18 protein-coding genes are annotated in these 15,661 nt (G+C 50.6%); 7 read left to right on the top strand and 11 right to left on the bottom strand.

What is annotated here, in order from left to right; genetic code table 11:
• The first annotated feature begins 3 nt into the window (after positions 1–3).
• Both BLV87_RS04875 and BLV87_RS04870 read left to right on the top strand, forming a co-directional pair.
• Positions 4–639: a hypothetical protein gene (locus BLV87_RS04875; RefSeq protein ID WP_139282122.1), complete on the top strand. Its 636-nt coding sequence runs from the start codon at positions 4–6 to the stop codon at positions 637–639.
• Positions 581–1,381, top strand: coding sequence for a hypothetical protein (locus BLV87_RS04870; protein WP_175517842.1), 801 nt, complete (start codon positions 581–583; stop codon positions 1,379–1,381). Before BLV87_RS04875 ends, BLV87_RS04870 begins: the two co-directional genes overlap by 59 nt.
• A 219-nt stretch (positions 1,382–1,600) precedes the next feature.
• Here the strand turns inward: BLV87_RS04870 and BLV87_RS04865 are convergent, their stop codons facing one another.
• From BLV87_RS04865 to BLV87_RS04845, 5 genes are read right to left on the bottom strand one after another with little or no spacing between them, the layout of a single operon-like run.
• Positions 1,601–4,426, bottom strand: a complete 2,826-nt coding sequence (locus BLV87_RS04865) for a valine--tRNA ligase (protein ID WP_093065967.1) — start codon at positions 4,424–4,426, stop codon at positions 1,601–1,603.
• A 49-nt stretch (positions 4,427–4,475) separates the two neighbouring features.
• On the bottom strand, positions 4,476–4,817 hold the full coding sequence (locus tag BLV87_RS04860) for a hypothetical protein (RefSeq protein ID WP_093065965.1): 342 nt from the start codon (positions 4,815–4,817) through the stop codon (positions 4,476–4,478).
• A gap of 15 nt (positions 4,818–4,832) precedes the next feature.
• Entirely contained in the window at positions 4,833–5,261 is a 429-nt protein-coding gene (locus BLV87_RS04855) for a DNA polymerase III subunit chi (protein ID WP_093065963.1), read from the bottom strand.
• Entirely contained in the window at positions 5,258–6,745 is a 1,488-nt protein-coding gene (locus BLV87_RS04850) for a leucyl aminopeptidase (protein WP_093065961.1), read from the bottom strand. Before BLV87_RS04850 ends, BLV87_RS04855 begins: the two co-directional genes overlap by 4 nt.
• A 56-nt stretch (positions 6,746–6,801) precedes the next feature.
• On the bottom strand, positions 6,802–7,575 hold the full coding sequence (locus BLV87_RS04845) for a class I SAM-dependent methyltransferase (protein WP_245706918.1): 774 nt from the start codon (positions 7,573–7,575) through the stop codon (positions 6,802–6,804).
• Positions 7,576–7,729: 154 nt separating this feature from the next.
• Between BLV87_RS04845 and BLV87_RS04840 the strand changes: the two genes are divergently transcribed.
• From BLV87_RS04840 to BLV87_RS04820, 5 genes are all read left to right on the top strand, one after another.
• On the top strand, positions 7,730–7,951 hold the full coding sequence (locus BLV87_RS04840; RefSeq protein ID WP_093065959.1) for a DUF2061 domain-containing protein: 222 nt from the start codon (positions 7,730–7,732) through the stop codon (positions 7,949–7,951).
• A gap of 51 nt (positions 7,952–8,002) precedes the next feature.
• Positions 8,003–8,386: a YchJ family protein gene (locus BLV87_RS04835; protein WP_093065957.1), complete on the top strand. Its 384-nt coding sequence runs from the start codon at positions 8,003–8,005 to the stop codon at positions 8,384–8,386.
• An 80-nt stretch (positions 8,387–8,466) separates the two neighbouring features.
• On the top strand, positions 8,467–8,718 hold the full coding sequence (locus BLV87_RS04830; protein WP_093065955.1) for a FeoA family protein: 252 nt from the start codon (positions 8,467–8,469) through the stop codon (positions 8,716–8,718).
• Complete coding sequence (feoB, locus tag BLV87_RS04825) at positions 8,711–11,038, top strand: Fe(2+) transporter permease subunit FeoB (protein ID WP_093065953.1); 2,328 nt, start codon at positions 8,711–8,713, stop codon at positions 11,036–11,038. Before BLV87_RS04830 ends, feoB begins: the two co-directional genes overlap by 8 nt.
• Positions 10,995–11,258 carry a FeoC-like transcriptional regulator gene (locus BLV87_RS04820; protein ID WP_093065951.1) on the top strand — a complete coding sequence of 88 codons (264 nt, stop codon included), beginning with the start codon at positions 10,995–10,997 and terminating at the stop codon, positions 11,256–11,258. The genes feoB and BLV87_RS04820 overlap by 44 nt, the downstream gene beginning before the upstream one ends.
• Positions 11,259–11,264: 6 nt before the next feature.
• On the opposite strand, the gene BLV87_RS04815 is transcribed toward BLV87_RS04820, so the two are convergent.
• From BLV87_RS04815 to BLV87_RS04790, 6 genes are all read right to left on the bottom strand, one after another.
• Positions 11,265–11,936, bottom strand: coding sequence for a phosphoglycolate phosphatase (locus BLV87_RS04815; RefSeq protein WP_175517841.1), 672 nt, complete (start codon positions 11,934–11,936; stop codon positions 11,265–11,267).
• Between the two features lie 6 nt (positions 11,937–11,942).
• Positions 11,943–12,641 (bottom strand): ribulose-phosphate 3-epimerase, encoded by a 699-nt coding sequence (gene rpe, locus BLV87_RS04810; RefSeq protein ID WP_093065947.1) that lies wholly within the window; start codon positions 12,639–12,641, stop codon positions 11,943–11,945.
• Positions 12,642–12,736: 95 nt separating this feature from the next.
• Positions 12,737–13,354, bottom strand: a complete 618-nt coding sequence (locus BLV87_RS04805) for an outer membrane beta-barrel protein (RefSeq protein WP_093065945.1) — start codon at positions 13,352–13,354, stop codon at positions 12,737–12,739.
• 15 nt (positions 13,355–13,369) lie between these two features.
• Positions 13,370–14,068, bottom strand: coding sequence for an autotransporter outer membrane beta-barrel domain-containing protein (locus BLV87_RS04800; protein ID WP_093065943.1), 699 nt, complete (start codon positions 14,066–14,068; stop codon positions 13,370–13,372).
• A gap of 41 nt (positions 14,069–14,109) precedes the next feature.
• Entirely contained in the window at positions 14,110–14,733 is a 624-nt protein-coding gene (locus tag BLV87_RS04795; RefSeq protein ID WP_093065941.1) for an outer membrane beta-barrel protein, read from the bottom strand.
• Positions 14,734–14,838: 105 nt separating this feature from the next.
• Complete coding sequence (locus BLV87_RS04790) at positions 14,839–15,636, bottom strand: outer membrane protein assembly factor BamD (RefSeq protein WP_093065939.1); 798 nt, start codon at positions 15,634–15,636, stop codon at positions 14,839–14,841.
• Between the last annotated feature and the right edge of the window lie 25 nt (positions 15,637–15,661).

Raw genomic sequence — 15,661 nt, 5'->3', positions numbered from 1 at the left:
CTTGTGTCATTAACTAGTCAACTAAAAGATAAAAATAGTCCCGTTCGCAGATTTTTTTCGGAGTTTGAGGATATTAATGGTGCAAAAGAGTGTCTCTCTTTATTACAGAGTGCATTGCCTATAAATCCATCATTACTTCCCGTGTCAGCATCTGTGTCGTCTTACGCTTATGTCGGAACAACAATGGATTATTTGATTCGCTATATGGGGTGTAATAATAGTCTGGATTTTGATAAAGCCATTGCTGGTAATATATTACATCGTAGAGGTTATGATCATCTGCATGAGGATTATTATGATAATCTGGATAACCTTTCTCTGTCGCAATACTTGAGAGGTTTATTTCGAATCGGGAAAAAGTATTTGGATGGTAGAGCGGCTACTGATTGCAAGGTGGTATATGCTGCAACAGCATTGTCAGTTATGGATGGTGTTTTGCGATCGGGTTTTCTGCCAAAATTATTTGCCACTTTCTACTTTGATGATAATAAAGATTTATTTTTTAAAGATAACCATATGGTTGAAGATCAAGTTGAGATAATGACAGGGTTAGTGCTTGATCAATATATTGAAAGTTTAGGTGGAGAAGCATATATACAAGACGTTTTATCTTTGGTTGATATTTTTTTTACGTTATAGAGATGATGTAAATGGTGATTTCTTTGGTGCAGAGTTAACTGTTGGTAATACGGTTCTTCGTAATTCTAGATTGGTTGGTGGTGCTGATTTTGATTGTATTTTTAAATGTAAAGGAAAATTAATTTTAACAGATGTAAAAACAACAATAAAACCATTAAAGCTGGAATATTTGCGACAAATTATTGGTTATGCTCTTCTTTATAATGAAGATCTAGATAGTTTTAAATTCACTGATATAGGTATTTATCATTCGCGATCTGGTTCGTTCCGATACTTATCTCTAGATGGTGTGGTTAAAAAAGCTCTGCCAAGTCTTAATTCAATTGTACAAGCAAGACAAGAATTTATTGGGTTTATTGAGAAAGATCGTCTAAAGAAATTAGAGGAGTTGAAGAAGGTTCAGGCTGAACAGGAAGCTTTGCGTGCAATAGAATTGGCAAAGAAAGAATCCTTGAAAGAAAAAAGAAAGATTGCACGACTTGCTAAAGCAGAAGCAATAAAAAATGGCACATATGAAATTGGAGAGCAAAAGCTAATAAGATTGAAAAAAGCAGAAGAAAAAAGAAAGATTGAGATTATAAAGCAAGAAAGAAAATTAGCTTCAAATGAAAAAAGAAAGATTGCACGACTTGCTAAAGCAGAGGTAATAAAAAATGGCACATATGAAATTGGAGAGCAAGAACTGATTTTGGCTAAAGAAAAATTACGTGTAATGGAGCAAGAACGAGCTTTGGCTAAATAAAAATTACGTCTTGGGCGTGAAAAAGCAAGTATTGCTCGAGCAAATAAGCGTCGTGAAAGTGAGAGACGCAGAAGAGAAAAAGCTGCTGCTATACGTTTAGCTCGTCGATTGAATCAGGATGCGGAAAATAGTAAATAGTTAAATTTGCCGAGTCTACATACTTATTGTTCTTGTGGAAGCGGGGGTAAACACGCATGTTTACCCCATGATAGATGTCAATCACAAGGCCCGAATCTTCTCCAACTGCCCCACCAACTGCCCCAACGCTGCCCGCTGTTCATCCGCCTGCTTGCGCGTCTGTTCCAGCACGGCTGCCGGAGCTTTGTCCGCAAACGCTGGATTATTCAGCCGACCTTCCAGCCCGCCGAGGTTCTTTTGCAGCTTCTCGATTTCCTTGCTCAGACGCGCAATTTCCGCGTCCTTGTCGATCAGCCCCGCCAGTGGGATGAGGATTTGCATCTCGCCGACCAGTGCCGTAGCCGATTCCGGCGCATCCGCTCCAGCTTCCAGCCACGTCACGTTGCCGACTTTCGCCAGCGTCCGCGCAAACGCTTCGCTGGTGGTGAACAGTGCCTTGTCGGTGTCGCTCCAGTTTTGCAGCAGCACATCCAGCACTTGCCCCGGCTTGATGTCCATCTCGGAACGGATGCGGCGGATGCCCATGATGAAGGCTTTCACCCATTCGATTTCCGCCAGTGCTGCCTGATCAACCAGTGCAGTATCGGCGACGGGGTAGGGTTGCAGCATGATGGAATCGCCGGACACGCCCGCCAAGCCCTTGATGTTCTGCCAGATTTCTTCGGTAATGAACGGCATGATCGGGTGCATCAGACGCAACGCCGCTTCCAGCACGCGCACCAAGGTACGGCGTGTGCCACGTTTGGCGGCTTGGTTGTCGTTGGCTTTGCCCAAAATCGGCTTGGTCAGCTCCAGATACCAGTCGCAGTATTCGTGCCAGGCAAATTCGTACATCGCTTTGGCGGCAAGGTCGAAGCGGTAGTTGTCGATGTGGTCGGCAACTTCAGCCTCGGTCTGTTGCAGCAAGGAAATGATCCAGCGATCCGCCGCCGACAATTCCACCGGCAAAGTATCATCCAGCCCGGTATCCTGCTCTTCGCACTGCATCAGCACGTAACGCGCCGCGTTCCACAGCTTGTTGCAGAAATTGCGGTAGCCTTCCAGCCGTTGCATGTCGAAACGGATGTCGCGCCCGGCGGTGGCGAACGAGGCAAACGTCATCCGCAGCGCATCCGTGCCGTGCGGGGTAATGCCGTCGGGGAATTGCTTGCGGGTGGCTTTGTCGATTTTCGCGGCGAGTTGCGGTTGCATCATGCCGCTGGTGCGTTTGGCAACCAGTGCTTCGAGGTCGATGCCGTCGATAATGTCGAGCGGGTCAAGCACGTTACCCTTGGATTTGGACATTTTCTGCCCGTCCGCATCCTTCACCAGCCCGTGGATGTACACGTCGCGGAACGGCACGTCGCCCATGAATTTCTTGCCGAACATGATCATCCGCGCCACCCAGAAGAAGATGATGTCGAAGCCGGTCATCAGCATCTGCGTGGGGTAGAAGGCTTTCAGGGCTTCGTCGTCCACATTCGGCCAGCCGAGCGTAGAAAACGGCCACAGCGCGGAGGAGAACCACGTATCCAACACGTCCTCATCCTGACGCAACGCGAGGTCGGCAGGCAGGTTGTATTTGCTGCGCACCTCAGCTTCGGAACGCGCCACGTAGACATTGCCCGCGTCGTCGTACCACGCTGGAATGCGATGCCCCCACCACAACTGGCGTGAAATGCACCAGTCGTCGAGGTTGTTCATCCAGTGATTGTAGGTGTTCACCCAGTTGCCCGGAATGAAGCGCACTTCGCCGCTCGCTACCACGTCAATCGCCGGTTGCGCAATCGCGGTTTTGCCGCCGGGTCGCCCGTCGTCCAGCGTTTCACGGGTCAAATCCACGTACCACTGATCCGTCAGGTACGGTTCAATGACTGTGCCAGAACGGTCGCCACGCGGCACCATCAGCTTGTGGTCTTCGATTTTATCCAGCAAGCCGAGCGCATCCATGTCCGCAACGATTTGCTTACGCGCCGCAAAGCGTTCCAGCCCTTGATACTTTTCCGGCGAAACCTCGTTGATGCAGGCATCAATGGTGAAAATATTGATCAGCGGCAGGTTGTGACGCTTGCCCACCTGATAGTCGTTGAAATCGTGCGCAGGGGTAATCTTCACGCAACCCGTGCCTTTTTCCGGGTCAGCGTAATCGTCGCCCACCACCGGAATCAAGCGGCCTACCAGCGGCAACACCACGTTTTTGCCGATCAAATGCTGGTAACGCTCGTCTTTCGGGTTTACTGCCACGGCGGAGTCACCCAGCATGGTTTCCGGGCGCGTGGTCGCAACAATCAGGAATTCGTCAGTGGCATTGCCCGCCGCATCCGCCAGCGGGTAGCGGAAGTGCCACATATTGCCGTTTTCTTCTTCGGACACGACTTCAAGGTCGGAAACAGCGGTGTGCAGCACGGTATCCCAGTTCACCAAGCGTTTGCCGCGATAGATCAAACCTTCTTCATGCAGGCGCACGAACACTTCACGCACGGCTTCCGACAAGCCTTCGTCCATCGTAAAGCGTTCGCGTGACCAGTCAGGGGTTGTGCCTAAACGGCGCAATTGGCGGTTGATGGTGTCGCCGGATTGCCCTTTCCACTCCCAGACTTTTTCGAGGAACTTCTCACGCCCCAGATCGTGGCGGGTCACACCTTGCGCCAGCAATTGGCGTTCCACCACCATTTGTGTAGCAATGCCTGCGTGGTCAGTGCCGGGTTGGTAGAGGGTTTTGTCGCCCTTCATGCGGTGGTAGCGGATCAGGGTGTCGATCACCATCTGGTTGAAACCGTGCCCCATGTGCAGCGTGCCGGTGACGTTCGGCGGCGGGATCATGATGCAATACGGCTTGCCCTCGCCTTTGGGGGCGAAATAGCCGCTTTGTTCCCAATGCTGATACCAGCGTTGTTCGATGTCTTGAGGTTGGTAGGTCTTGTCCATGTGCCGCTGCTTTTTTGAAGTCGGAAAAGAGCGGCATTATAGCGGGTTTTTACGGCGGCAACATCCCGGAGAGTTCGCGGATGAGGTCGTCGCGGGCTTTATCAATGTGTTTTTCTACCGAAGGGTCAATGCGGGAGCCGTGGGTTGGCGTCGCTGCTTGTTGATTGCCTTCTGAGCGGATGGCGTGCGCCCGTGCTAGACCGGAATATTCGTCTTGTCCGGTGGCGGATTTGAGTTCGTCGATGCGTTCTTTGAGGCGTTGCTCAAATACTTGACGGCGTTGCTGGCGAGCGTAGGGGTTTTTTACTTGCTCGACAATGGCGGCGTCGCCTGCGCGTACCAGATCAGTAACGACGGGAATACGAATGGTTTTGTCGAAGTCTTCGCGCATCATTATTCCGGGTTATTAAATCTTAAGTTGATGGTAGTCCAGATTATAGCCCCGGTCACGGTAAAACTGGTAGCGTTTACGACCAGCGTGTATTACGGGTTCTTCCTGATCTAAAATTTCGGCTAATCGCTCAAAACGTGAGAAAAATGCTGGTATTTCATTGGAAAGGTTGATAAGCAACCCACAATTTTCCATCGGCTCATGGTCATGACCGATCAAAATGCGCATATTTTGCTCTTTCGTCGGTGCAAGTGCATGGGGAATGAAGGCAAGTTCGTTAAATGTCCACAGTAATTCATCCAGTTTGCTACTGGTAGTCGGCGCATCGGTGTGAATGTAGGTGTGCAATTGTTGCTGGTGCGCTTTCATCACCACCTTGCAGGCGAGTAATAACCGCGCCTGCAAGCTGTTGGTTTTTCCGACGTAAAAATCTATCTTGGTCATGCGTTGGCGCGATTAATCAGCAATTGGCACAGCAACGGCACAGGGCGACCCGTTGCGCCTTTGGCTGCACCGCTTTTCCATGCTGTCCCTGCAATGTCGAGATGCGCCCATGGGTAACTTTCGGTGAAACGTGACAGGAAACAGGCTGCGGTGATTGTGCCGCCTGGTGGCCCGCCGATATTGGCGAGATCGGCAAAGTTGCTTTTGAGTTGGTCGTGGTATTTTTCACCCATCGGCAAGCGCCAAGCTTCGTCATTGGCTTGTTTGCCCGCTGCGAGCACTTCTTCAGCAAGTGCGTCGTTATTGCTTAATAAACCGCAGATGTGATGCCCCAATGCCGTGATACATGCGCCGGTTAGGGTGGCAATATCAACCACGGCAACGGGGTTGAAGCGTTCCACATACGTCAGTGCATCGCACAGCACCAAGCGACCTTCCGCGTCGGTGTTGAGGATTTCGATGGTTTTGCCTGACATGCTGGTTACGATGTCACCGGGTTTGCTGGCTTTGCTACCGGGCATGTTTTCGGCGGCGGCAATCACGCCAATGATGTTCATGGGCAATTGCATGGCGATACAGGCGGTTAATGTGCCGATTACACTGGCAGCACCGGTCATGTCGAATTTCATTTCATCCATCGCATTGCCGGGTTTGAGCGAAATACCGCCGGTGTCGAAAGTGATACCTTTGCCGACCAGTACGAATGGTGCATCACCCGAATTACCACCGTGGTATTGCAGGATGATCATTTTGCCGTCTTCTACACTGCCTTTGGATACTGATAGGAAGGAACCCATGCCAAGGGCTTCCATGTCGGCTTCTTCGAGCACGTTAATGTCGACTTTGTTGGAGGAGTTAGCCAATTCCTGTGCAATATCAGCGAGGTATGTGGGGGTGCACACATTGCCGGGGTTATTGGCGAGGTCACGGCTGATGCACATCCCTTCGGCGATGGCGTTGCCTTGCAACAGCGCAGTGGTGAATTCACCGGCAATCGTGTGCGCGACTGTCCAACCTTCTAACGTGGTGCGCGGGGCATCGTCTTTTTTGCTTTTGTAAGTATCGAAGGTGTATAGCGAGTCAGCAACCGCGATGACGGATTGGCGCACAGCGGCTTCAATGTATTCGCTGGCGATTTCGTCGGTTAGAAAGGAGACGGCATTATGAACTTTGGAATTTTTGAGCAGGTTGACAGCGGCTTGTGTCATTTGGGTTAAGGCTTCCGGCGTGAGTTTGTCTTTTTCGCCCATGCCGATGAGCAGCACCCGTTTGGCGGTGACGCCGGGCAGGTTGTAAAGCATACTGGTGCGGTTTTTATCGCCGGTAAAGTCGCCGAAATCCAAGTGTTGGCTGATCGCACCCGCGCTGGCAGCATCAATTTGCGCCGCCGCCGCCGAGAGTTTGGCGTGTTTATAAACACCTACCACGACGCAATCGGTGTGCAGTTCGGCGGCATTGGCGGAAGAATCAAAATGGTAGTTCATGCGTTATCCTTGTCATGGTGTTGCCTTTCATCGCAGTTTACACGACGTCTCCCAAATCACAATAAAGCGCGGGTATTGAGCGGTTTGCGCAACACATCGAAACGGGCAGGGTTAGCAAAGCGTGCACCGTCTGCACCTACGTGCGCGTTAAAACGGGCTTTGACGGTTTGGTACAGCGCATCATCCAATTGATGGTTGGTGTGAGTGACTTGAATAATGCGTTGATCGAATTCGTTGAAATCGGCGAAACGCGATTCGGTGTTGCAGAAAATTTGTTCCACCAGTTCCAACGTACCGGCAGTGACGGCATCACTCACGGCTTGGAAGGCGAGTTCGCGCACCACTTTTTCGTCATGGAACAGGCGTAAAATCTCATTGAAATCGCCCGCATACACGGGTTCGGAAATCCATGCCATGCCACCTGGCTTGAGCACACGGGCAATTTCTTGCAGGGCTTGCGCCATTAGCGTGGGGGGAACGTGGTGAAGCGATTTGAACATGAATACCAGGTCAATGCTGTTGTCGGGTGCATCAATGGCTTGTGCGCTGCCTGCCTTGAATTCGATATTGTGTATCCCTTCGACTTCGCTCAGGTAGCGTTGCTGTGCAAGGTTATGGGCGTGTTGGATTTGGTCGACCTCGGTGGCAATGATACGTGCCGTGGGGAAGCGTTCGGCAATGCGGCGTGTCATTTGGGCTTTGCCGCAACCGAGTTCCAGCACCCTGGCATTTTCCAGTGGCAGGTGTTGGGCGATTAAGTCGAGTTCGTTGCAATAGGTGGTAGCAGTCGGATTCTGGAGTTGCATGGTATTGTGTGGGTGGTTATTCATATGTGTATTTTGGCACGAATGCCTAGCGGTATGGCAAGATTCCTTAATTATCTATTTAGTCGCTCGTTATCATTAAAACAATCTTTTTTATAAAATAATGAGAACTGTTATTCTTAACACCAAGCAGCAAATGACAACAACGGAGGATCAGGCCATGGCTAAGACATTCACTTTCGCAATTTTGCACTTCAGCGTGGCTTTCACTGTGGCGTATGTATTAACCGGCAGCATAGTGATTGGTGGGGTGATGGCTTTAATTGAACCGGCGATTAATACGGTGGTTTTTTATTTTCACGAACGGGCTTGGCAAACGGTGGCGGCGCGTAAGGCAGCCTTGGCAGCATCAGCACCTCATGGGCATTACATGGCATGTTGAATGCAGCCGCGCTAACATGCGGGTTTTAGCCTAAAACATCACAGGAACACGATGAGTCATTGCCCTTGCGGATCAGCGCAAACCTATAACCAATGTTGCCGGATGTATCACGATGGCAAAACCGCACCCACGGCAGAAGCGTTGATGCGTTCGCGTTACAGTGCGTATGTGCTGCGTAATGGCGCGTATTTACATCGCAGTTGGCACAGCAGCACTCGCCCCAACAAAAAGAGTTTGTTGCAACTGCCGTCGACGGATTGGTTAGGGTTGGAAATTGTGCGCACCGAGCAGGGCGGGGAACAGGATACGCAGGGTATCGTTGAATTCATCGCCCGCTACCGTGAGGGAGAACAAGTCGGCGAGTTACATGAAACCAGCCGGTTTGTGAAGGAAGGCGGGAAGTGGTTTTACGTGGATGGGCTGGCTCCTCCATGAAAGGTTTGATGTTGGCTATTGAGTATTAGCTGTATGTGATATAAATTTGAGAATCATTTTCATATTTAGGTAGCCACAGCATGAGCTTAGCCCATACCTTGCCGCTTTCGCAGCTTGCGGAACAGACATCCGCTCATATTCATTCGGTTCAGACTGACAATCAGACGCGTATTCGTTTGTTAGGGATGGGGATTGGTACGGGGTCTCGCATTGAGGTTTTACGCAACCGCAAAGGGGATATGGTACTAGGCAACGGTAATAATCGTATTAGTTTAGGGCGTAGCATTACCCATAATATTCGCGTGCATGTAGAGGTTTCCTGTCATGTCTAAAGAATGCTGCAATGCACACGAACCACGCTGCCCAAAAGCAATGCTGCATCGCAAAATTGCGTTATTAGGCAATCCGAATGCAGGCAAAACCACGCTGTTTAATCTATTGACGGGGGCGCGTCAGCGCACGGGTAACTGGCCCGGCGTGACGGTTGAACGCAAAGAAGGTCAATGCCGTTTGCAGAATGAAGACTTGCAAGTGGTGGATTTGCCCGGTACGTACTCGCTGGATTTCAGTGATACTACGGCAGATGAGCAAGTTGCCCGCGAATTTGTGCAGCATAACCCCGATTACCTGTACCTCAATATCGTGGATGCGAGTACGTTAGAACGTGGTCTGTACTTGACCTTGCAGATGCGTGAATTGAACGTGCCGATGATCGTGTTGCTGAACATGATGGATGTGGCAGAACGGCGCGGCATGAAAATTGACCCGCAAGCCTTGCACGCACGTTTGGGTTGTCCGGTGATTCCGGTATCCTTGCGGCAGGATAAAGACTTGCATCCTATCCACCATGCTATTTGCCATTACCTGCCTAGCACTTCCAGCCTGCATTTTGAAATTCCTTACCACAGTAGTGTGGAAAACGTTCTGCAAGTCTTGCAGGATCAGCAGCCAGAACACGATCGGGTGAACGCTTTACTTGCCTTGCAAACTCAAAAGACCGATAGCACGATTCAGATGCTAACCCAGCAACTTGAAGCGGATACCCACGAAGATCTCGACTTTTTGCTGGCGGATGCGCGGTTTGATCTGGCGACGCGGATTGCACGCGATGTGGTGCATGAACGCGGTAAAATCAGCCGCACCCTGTCCGATAAGGTGGATCGCTGGGTGTTGGGCAGTTGGACGGGTATCCCGATTTTTTTGGCGATGATGTATTTGTTGTTCCTGTTCAGTATTAACTTGGGCGGGGCATTCATCGACTTTTTCGACCTTGGGGTGCAAGCCTTGGCGGTGGATGGGGTGCAGCATGTCCTCGGTAGTGTCAATACGCCGGAATGGTTGATTACCTTGCTTGCCGATGGGTTGGGTGGTGGTTTGCAAGTGGTGGCAACGTTTATCCCGATTATTGCGGCATTGTATTTGTTCCTGACCTTATTGGAAGAGTCGGGTTATATGGCGCGGGCAGCGTTTGTCATGGATCAGTTTATGCGCAACCTGGGTGTATCCGGCAAGGCGTTTGTGCCGCTGATTGTGGGGTTCGGTTGTAATGTTCCGGCGATCATGGCGACCCGTACCTTGGATAGCCAACGGGAACGAATTTTAACGGTGTTAATGGCTCCCTTTATGTCCTGTGGGGCGCGGTTAGCCGTTTATGCGCTGTTTGCAGCGGCTTTTTTCCAGAGTGGTGGGCAAAATATTGTATTTCTGCTGTATTTGGTGGGGATTGCGTTTGCCATTCTGACTGGCGTGATCATGCGTAAAACCCTGCTGCAAGGCGGGGCTGACCATTTTGTGATGGAAATGCCAACCTATCAGCTTCCCGGCTTGCGCAATATTCTGATTAATACTTGGAACAAGTTGAAAGGTTTCATCGTCGGGGCTGGCAAGTTGATCGTAATGGTGGTCATGGTGATCAACGTGATCAATAGCTTGGGTACGGATGGCAGTTTTGGCAATCAGAATACCGAAAAATCGGTGTTGAGTGTAGCCGCAAAAACCATCACGCCAGTATTTGCCCCGATGGGGATTCCGCAGGATAACTGGCCTGCTACGGTTGGTATTGTCAGTGGTTTGCTGGCGAAGGAAGTGGTGGTTGGTACGCTGGATTCGTTGTATGGGCAGATGGGTGAGGGAGAATCGCTTGCGGGGCAAGCGCCTACAGGGGATGAACCCACCGCGTTTGATTTGGGTGCGGGGTTGCTGGAGGCAGTGGCAACTATTCCGGCGAATTTGCGGGATGCATTGAGTAATTTGGGTGATCCGTTGGGTTTTGGTGCAGTGGGTGAGGAGCAAGATGTAGCTAATGCGACGTTTAGTGCCATGCAGCAGCATTTTGATGGCAAGGTGGGGGCTTTTGCTTACTTGTTATTTATTTTGATGTATTTTCCGTGTGTGGCGGCAACGGGGGCGATGTACCGTGAAGTGGGTTCGCGCTGGGCTGCATTGGGCGTGGCGTGGAGTACTGGGCTGGGGTATGGCGCGGCTGTGGTATTTTACCAAGTGGCAACACTTGGGCAGCATCCGTTGCAATCGTTGCTGTGGGTAGGGGCTATTTCGGGTGCGTTTGCGGTGGCAGTGTACACGTTTTATCGGGCAGGGAGGAATACTTATGTTGCTGGGGGAAATCCGCGACTACCTACAACAGCGGGGTAGTGCCAGTTTACAAGATGTAGCGACACATTTTGATATAGCACCGGATACGGCACAATTTGCGCTCGGCTATTGGCAAAAGAAAGGGAAAGTGCTGGAACAAGCAGCAGGGTGCGCTTCTGGTGGATGCGACGGTAACAATTGCGGTAGTAGTGGGGGCGGTCGGGTGTACACGTGGGCGAAGCGGGAAATCCCGCTCCGCTGGGTATCTCGCCCCGCTTAGGAGCAGCTAAAGGGTAATCAGTGTAGCGAGTTCTGTCATGGAATCAATGACGGCATCCGGGTGATAGTGGCGAATATCTTCGCCGTGATTGTAGCCGTAAGTCATGCAAATAATCTTGAAACCCGCCGCCCGTGCTGCTTTTACATCAGACTTGGAGTCGCCGATCATTACCGAATCTTCCGGCTTCACACCCAGTTTTTCGGCGGCGTGTAACAAGGGCATTGGGTGCGGCTTCTTTTCCGGCAAAGAATCACCGCTGACAATAATTTCAAAGCGGTCAACAATACCCAAATCGGTTAACAAGGGCAGAGTGAATTGTTCCGCTTTGTTGGTGACGCAGCCAATTTTCAAACCTTCACAGCTTTGCAGGAAATCCAGCCCTTCAACCACACCATCGTACAAACGGCTGCGCTTCGAGGTGTTTTCCGCATATAGTTCCATGAAAATCGGCATGGCGCGTGCAAACAATTCAGCGTCTGGGTAGCCATCGAGGTCATTGGTCAGGGCGCGTTCGGTCAAACGTTGCACGCCATTGCCCACCCACTGGCGCACGGCTGCTTCACCGCGTACTGGCATCTCCAGTTGTTTCATCATTTCATCGACGCAAAACGTCAGGTCGGGAACGCTGTCAACCAGCGTCCCGTCCACGTCGATCAATACCATTTTCGGTTTGAACATGTGGATTTAAACCTTTGCCGCTGCCAATTCTTTACGGAATTCAGCCAGAACAGTGTTGTAATGGTTCGGGTCAGCTTTATTCGCTACATTGAAAATCGCAGAACCGGCAACGAACGCATCCGCACCCGCTTCCTTGATTTCGCGGATATTGCCCGGTTTGACACCGCCGTCAATTTCCAGACGAATATCCAGACCGGAATCATCAATCATCTTGCGTGCCTGACGCAATTTACCCAGTGTAGCGGGGATGAAGCTCTGACCACCAAAACCTGGGTTGACCGACATCAGCAGGATCATGTCTACCTTGTCCATCACGTATTCCAGAATGGAAAGTGGAGTCGCAGGGTTGAATACCAAGCCCGCTTTGCAACCTTCGTTACGGATCAGTTGCAAAGTACGATCAACGTGTTCAGACGCTTCCGGGTGGAAGGTGATGTAAGACGCGCCAGCTTTGGCGAAGTCAGGAATGATGCGGTCAACCGGCTTAACCATCAAATGCACATCAATCGGTGCAGTTACGCCGTGCTTGCGTAGGGCTTCACACACCAAGGGGCCAATGGTCAGGTTGGGAACATAATGGTTATCCATTACGTCGAAATGCACAATGTCCGCACCAGAGGCTAAGACGTTAACGACTTCTTCACCCAGACGGGCAAAGTCAGCAGATAGGATGGATGGTGCAATGAAATCAGCTTGACGTGCCATAACTATTCTCCTCAAAACGTGGCGATCAAAAGGCAAAAGTGCCGCCACTTTACCGGAAAGGCTGTACTAATACAGCCCTTCCGAGGGAGATAGGTTCAGAGGGTGGAATAACTCATGCCGAGGGAATACACGTCAGCATCAGTTTCGTAAGCGGAGTCAGCACCGATGTTAGAAATATGTTCCCATTCACCGCGTAAGTGCAGGTTGCTGTTCATTTGGAACTGAGCCCCACCACCGAGTAAGATGCTCGTGCCGCTTTCATCAAAGTGGGATGTGTTAGTGCCAGAGGTTTTGCTGGTTTTGCTGTCCCACGCCATTGCCCCTGCTTTGCCGAATGCCTCAATTTGCGAGGTTAGCGGTACATAGCCAACACCGGCAATGGCAGTGCCAGTTGTACTGCTTTCGAGCTTGGCGGTGCTGCCACCTGTTGTACCTTCCATGCTGCGATCGCCCAAATCGTAATAACTGAGTTCTGCCCCTAGCATTGGGTTAATACGTGCGCCACCAAAGGCTTTCCATGCAAAATCCTGATCATTGCATTGCCCTGAAAAAAAAGGTTCGTTGCAGGTATCACTTTGTTTGGTGCTGCCAGCGCTAGCACCTGCGTACAGTTTGGGGCCATTAGTGAAACCACTTCCCATCATCATGACATCTTCTGCTGAGGCATGACTACTGACCGCAATGAGCAGGCACAAAATCAGTTGGTTCTTCATGTTACTGCCCTGTGTCTAGAAGGTGGAAAAGACCGCGCCAATGCTGAGCATTCCCGCATCTGCTTCGTACTCGCTATCTTCCGCCGTGCCAAAGAGGTGTTCATATTCACCCCGTATCGCGAAGTTGGGATTAATTTGCACTTGTACCCCCGTACCTAATAACATACCCACACCACTGTTGCGGGTATTCAAGTCGTCATCGGGGTTTTCAGGCACTGCACGGCTGCCTTTTTGCTTCCAGTAAGCAGCACCGACTTTACCGACTAATTCAGTACGCGGCATTACCGGTACATGAGCAACGCCTGCCACATAATTTGCAGATAATTCACTGCGCAACTCACTGTCAAATCCACCAGGTGCAGGCCGACCGACGTGCCCTTTGGCTGTACTTTCGCCTAAATCAATATGACCAATTTCTGCGCCCAAGGTTGGGAGTGATTTGGTTGGGATAGTGCCCGTCGGTGTTCTGACAAAACCATTGCTCAGTGGTGTGGCACGTAGACCTGTGAATACTTTGTAACCTGTGTCGCTGTCTTCACAATCGGTCGTGGCACTGTCAGCGACACAGGCTCCCTCATGATTGCTAATGCCGCCACCCACACCACCATACAGTGAGATGTTCGATGGAATGCCATAACCTTCTAGACCGCCAGCCGATACGGTATTTGCCAATAGCGTGAAGCCTGCTAATGAGCAGGAAATAAACGTTTTCATACAAAGCCCCTTTCTGTATGTTCCCTCAAGCGGGAATGTTGTTATAAAGATGAAAAAATAAACCCAAGGCTCATCATGTCGATGTCACCTGAATGGTCAGCCGTGCTGCCCACGTCTTTAAAGCGTTCCCACTCGGCACGTACACCCATATTGTCGCCAAGGTTATAATCGGCACCGACACCGACTAACACATCCGTACCAGTGTTTTCTGTTGTGCCGCTACTGTCCGTTTTTTCCAGTGTCCAACGGGCAATACCGGCTTTACCAAAGATTTCAATTTGCTCATTCATGGGGATACCGGCGACGGCGGCGGTTGTGAAAGCGGTCGCTTGTTGGCTAATGTCACCGCTCGTGTGGCTACCGGTTTGTTTGCCAAAGTCAACATAGCCGCCTTCCACCACGATATTGTCGTTCACACGCACTCCGGCGAAGGCTTTCCAGCTTTTATCGCTGTTATCACAAGCTCTGAAGCCATCACAAAAACCATCCGTCGTGGTGGAACCCATGCTCGCGCCAAGGTAATTGGGTGCTTTGGCATTAGCGGTTGCGCCAATGGGTGACATCGGTTTGATTTTGGAAAACGGTGAGCTGGTTTCTGCCATGACTGCGCCGCTAAGTACACTGAATAGGCATACGGCAAGTACAGAAGTCTTGGAAGTCGTCATGTGTGTAGCCCCGGTTATTATTATTTTGCTGGATAGCTTTTATCACGACTTTAAATAACTGGCAGGGATCCTGCCAGTATTAACCGATAAACGGGCGAAGGGGGATTAACGCAATGCTGCTTTGAGTGCTGCTGCGCGTTCGGGGAAGTTCAATTCTAGGACGCGCAAGTTGTCAGCCGCCAAATCGGGTTTGCCCAGATTGTGTGCTGCTTTGACTTTGATTTCCAACGCATCCACCACAACCGGTGAGCCTTGGTAATGTTTCACGGCGTATTCAGCACGGTTAAAAGCTGCCAACCATGCACCGCGTGTCATGTAATATTCGGCTACATTTAACTCAGACTGTGCCAAGCTGTTACGCAAATGTTGGATACGCTCTTTAGCATCTGGCGCGTATTTGCTGTCGGGGTGGCGGGTCAATAGGTGGGAAAAGTCTTGGAAGGACTCTTTCTGACGCACTGTATCCAAATCGGCAATGCTACGTGGGAATAGCTTATCCACGATGCTATGCCCACGGTTAAAGTTAACCAAACCGCGTAGGTAGATCGCATAATCCGCGTCTTCGCTGGTCGGGTTCATCCGTAAGAAACGGTCAATCGCATCCAGCGCGGAATCTGGCTCATCGAATTTGTAATACGCATACGCGGTTTCCAATTGCGCTTGTTGGGCAAATCGCCCTAAAGGATAGCGAGCTTCGAGGGATTCGTAGAGGCCAATAGCGCGTTCGTAATCGCCCGCATTCATCGCTTCCCGTGCGGTTGTGTAAATTTTATTGGCTGACCAGCCTTCGGTTAGGTCTTTTTCCGTCTGGGAAAAGATGGAACAGCCGCTGAAACCAGCAGAAATTGCCAGTATGCCCGCCAGATACACACTGGCTTTGAGTCTTTTTGTGCTTATCGACATTTGCTTAACAACACATGATGATAGA

Origin of the sequence: Thiothrix caldifontis (assembly GCF_900107695.1) — a bacterium.
In the GTDB taxonomy this organism is placed as follows: domain Bacteria; phylum Pseudomonadota; class Gammaproteobacteria; order Thiotrichales; family Thiotrichaceae; genus Thiothrix; species Thiothrix caldifontis.
Note: the sequence above shows the minus strand (reverse complement) of the source record. Positions and strands in the feature narration are given on the sequence as shown.